This window comes from Aquimarina algiphila (genome assembly GCF_007489275.1).
GTDB classification, from domain to species: domain Bacteria; phylum Bacteroidota; class Bacteroidia; order Flavobacteriales; family Flavobacteriaceae; genus Aquimarina; species Aquimarina algiphila.
This window is the reverse complement of record NZ_VLNR01000142.1, coordinates 1-3,192: the sequence shown is the minus strand read 5'-3', so window position 1 is coordinate 3,192 and position 3,192 is coordinate 1. Positions and strand designations below refer to the sequence as shown.

Here is a 3,192-nt window from a genome sequence, read left to right as displayed (position 1 = left end):
TACAAGTTATTTAATACACACACTTTTGGGGGTGGGTCAATTTAAACAAGAATAGGTGGGTCAGTTTAAATAGGATTTACTGGGTCAATATAATAGGAATAGGTGGGTCAGTTTGGCAAGAATTTCCAACAATGACTGTATCTATGTTATTTTTCTGTTCTTTCATAAAGCTTTCTACCGTAAGTGCATAACGACTCATGATTTCACGGGCGATAGCATCGGCAGGGGTAAACTCTATTTTTGCCTTAGAATAGGACGGCTTTGGTAGTAATTGACAGATATAACGCCCTTTTATGTATACCAGAGCTTTAAAAATATTGCCCTTATTATCATCCATCCAATACACATCAAAAGTTTCTGATTCTACAGTCCTCATTAAATTGATGAGATTAGAGCCAGTATAAATCGTATCATTATCACCAAGTAACCATTTACCTCTATTAAGCAAAACAATGCCTGCATTACAACTTGTTTTTCTATGATATCCTAAATGCGGGAGTAGTGCTTTATAATTGGTAGGTTTTAAATCAGGGTTTTGAGTCTCTATAAACACTTCCCAACGTGATTTTCCTTTGATCTTACTATGCTCCATATTGTTCCACGTCCATATATCATGCAAGCATTCTTTAGCCAATTTGTTATAAGGAACAGGCTTCTTTTTTACATTGCTAATCTGATTGGGTTCAGAAAGTGCAAATGGACGGGCAAGCCAACCCTCGCGCTCTTTTTCTAATTTGTATCGTAATTGTCTATAATATGCCTCTATTCGTTTCCCTCGTGCGTTATTTGCTTCTATCTTTACATTTTGGAACATGACCCCTTCTTTAAGAAAAGTATCTTTAAAAGAGCTATTTAAAGAACTTTCACACTCTAAACCATCGGGGATATTTAATCCCCATTCGTGATAATTACGGATTAACTGACGGTAAAAGTCAAGGATAATACCTTCTTTAGTTTTACCCCATACCCAACAGGTAAAGGCTTCACTACCTAAATCAATAGCATTATAGAACCACATACGCTTTCCTTTTTCATATTCAAAAGGCGGTTGCCTATCATCAATAGAAAGAAGTGAACCTGCGTATTTTGCCTGTTTTAAACTGTGGTAAGGAATGAAAAGTTGACGAAGTTTTTGGCGATCCCCATTCCTAATGGCGTGAGTGCCTATAGAGCTTTCCCAACTTCGTAAATAATTGGAGATACTGGACTCGCTTAATTCTTTGAAATCTTTTGGATTATATTCCTCACCCGTAACTGTGTTTTGGATAGTGAGATATCCTGACAAAAAAGCATTGTATTGATCCGCTATTTTTACAGGAGTAGGCTTGTTTTTTTGGCTAGTGAACATAGAATTTAGTACCGCAGTAGTATCTTCATCTAGCTTTAATGCGTTTTTTCTACGTTTTCCTTCGATGTCTTTTATTAAACTTATATGCCCTTTACTCGCATATAACTCTAATGTAGGCTTAAAACGCTTTGAAGTCGGTAGGTTATGTGTTTCATTGTACTTTTTACTCAGTACTTCATTAAAACTAATACAGTCTTCTAAAAGCTTTTTATTTACACTTCGAGTTGACCCTCCTTTACTTATGATCTCATTGATTCGGTCACGCTTTAAATCTAAAAGGGCATTAGCCACTGAAGCGTTAACTGTATATTGTTGGATAGTGTCTGGAGGTAAGTAAGAACCATCGTCATACTGAAATTCTGAATAGAAATCTAAAGCCTTAGAACATCTTTTGTAATAATGTTCTAGTATATGACCCTCTTTACGTGGGTCGCCTATAGCTTCCTGAATATCGATGGGTAAAGAATCAAAAGCTATAAGTAGTTGACGACCATTGCCACCACCTCTTTGAATTCTTTTAACCCCATAGTCTTTATCTTTATATCGCCATATTTCATGTTTTAAATCTTCATATCTAGCCCAAAAATCAGGTATGAGTTCTTCTTTGGTAACAACAAGTTTGTCAATAAAAAAATGTGGCATTACGGTTCTATTTAATGTTGTCAGATTTTATCTGCTTATACAGTCTTTTGAGTTCATTAAGGTATTTTGAACCTTTACTTCTAGGGTTTTTGACACCCGTTCTAAGTATTCGGTATAGATATTTACTCTCTGTACTGAGTTCAAATCTGGCTGCAACCTTTTTCAAGTTAATATGTTCCTTCAGAAAATTAATCTGAGCTTCTGTAAGCGAATTTGTTTTTTTTTCATAAGTTTATACCCTTAAAGGTGTACAATTTTACAGATAAAATCTGTATGTTGCAAATAAAATCTGAAAATAAATGAAAATTTAACATGATTTTTCTATCTAAAAACATTAAATATCTGTGCGATAGAGAAAATATAGGGAAAGACGCTTTCGGAAAGTTGTTTGGCTTAAATAGAGGAGCTATAGGTTCTTATATAGAGGGTAAATCATACCCGAAACTACCAGTTATTCAGAAAATATCTGTCAAATACAGTATACTTATTGATGATCTAATTAATAAGGATTTGGCAAAGGGGGAGCTTACAAAAGTTTCTAATGAAACTGATTTAAAAAAACTTCATCTGGATTCATTGGATAATTATTCGCTTTCAGATATATTATCTCATTTATACAAGAATGATGAAACTTATAAAGAAGAACCTATTCTTTGGATGTATATAAAGCTAAAAGTCTTAGATAGCAATATAACAGATGATCACAACACAGTGAGAAAGTTGGAAAGAAGGATTGCAGAAATCGAAAGAAAGAACAATAAAGCTTCGAAGAAGTCGTCATAGCATAGTATAATAAATTATTCAATTTTAGAAATGATGTTATTTCTGAGGCTTTGTTTTTTTAAGTCTAACTCCTTTATTTGTTCTTGTTTCTTCCTTATTTCTTCTTCAAATAGAGACATGAGTGTTTTTTCCGAATTTAATTTATCAGACTCATTTATTAAACCTTTTTGATAGGCTTTCTCAAGGTTTATTTTCCTATTTAAATCACTCATTAAATACCTTGGGTTTTTTCTATTTTGAAAGATCAGCTATAGTTTTATCAAGTTCACTATCGTAATCGGTTATAGTTCTTGGATAATTCGGTTTGATTTGTGCCACTGATTTCGGAGCTATAGTGCCAGTAATTTCAGTTCAAACTGTGCCACTTTTTACAGTTCGAATTGTGCCAATGTAAATTGAGTCGAGTTAATTTCGGTTCT

At 33.7% G+C, this 3,192-nt stretch carries 3 protein-coding genes; 1 reads left to right on the top strand and 2 read right to left on the bottom strand.

Annotated features, from left to right (window positions below):
- Positions 1-76 precede the first annotated feature (76 nt).
- On the bottom strand, positions 77-1,990 hold the full coding sequence (locus tag FOF46_RS30490; protein WP_143919194.1) for a hypothetical protein: 1,914 nt from the start codon (positions 1,988-1,990) through the stop codon (positions 77-79).
- Positions 1,991-2,302: 312 nt separating this feature from the next.
- Here FOF46_RS30490 and FOF46_RS30485 point away from each other — a divergent pair, with 312 nt between their 5' ends.
- A complete protein-coding gene (locus FOF46_RS30485) occupies positions 2,303-2,773 on the top strand; it encodes a hypothetical protein (RefSeq protein ID WP_143919193.1) in 471 nt (156 codons plus the stop codon).
- A 14-nt stretch (positions 2,774-2,787) separates the two neighbouring features.
- Here the strand turns inward: FOF46_RS30485 and FOF46_RS30480 are convergent, their stop codons facing one another.
- Positions 2,788-2,985: a hypothetical protein gene (locus FOF46_RS30480; RefSeq protein ID WP_143919192.1), complete on the bottom strand. Its 198-nt coding sequence runs from the start codon at positions 2,983-2,985 to the stop codon at positions 2,788-2,790.
- Between the last annotated feature and the right edge of the window lie 207 nt (positions 2,986-3,192).

Excerpts from the sequence above, each read along its gene's own strand:
- FOF46_RS30480 (WP_143919192.1), bottom strand. The coding sequence starts at position 2,985 with ATGAGTGATTTAAATAGGAAAATAAACCTTGAGAAAGCCTATCAAAAA.
- FOF46_RS30485 (WP_143919193.1), top strand. The coding sequence starts at position 2,303 with ATGATTTTTCTATCTAAAAACATTAAATATCTGTGCGATAGAGAAAAT.
- FOF46_RS30490 (WP_143919194.1), bottom strand. The coding sequence starts at position 1,990 with ATGCCACATTTTTTTATTGACAAACTTGTTGTTACCAAAGAAGAACTC.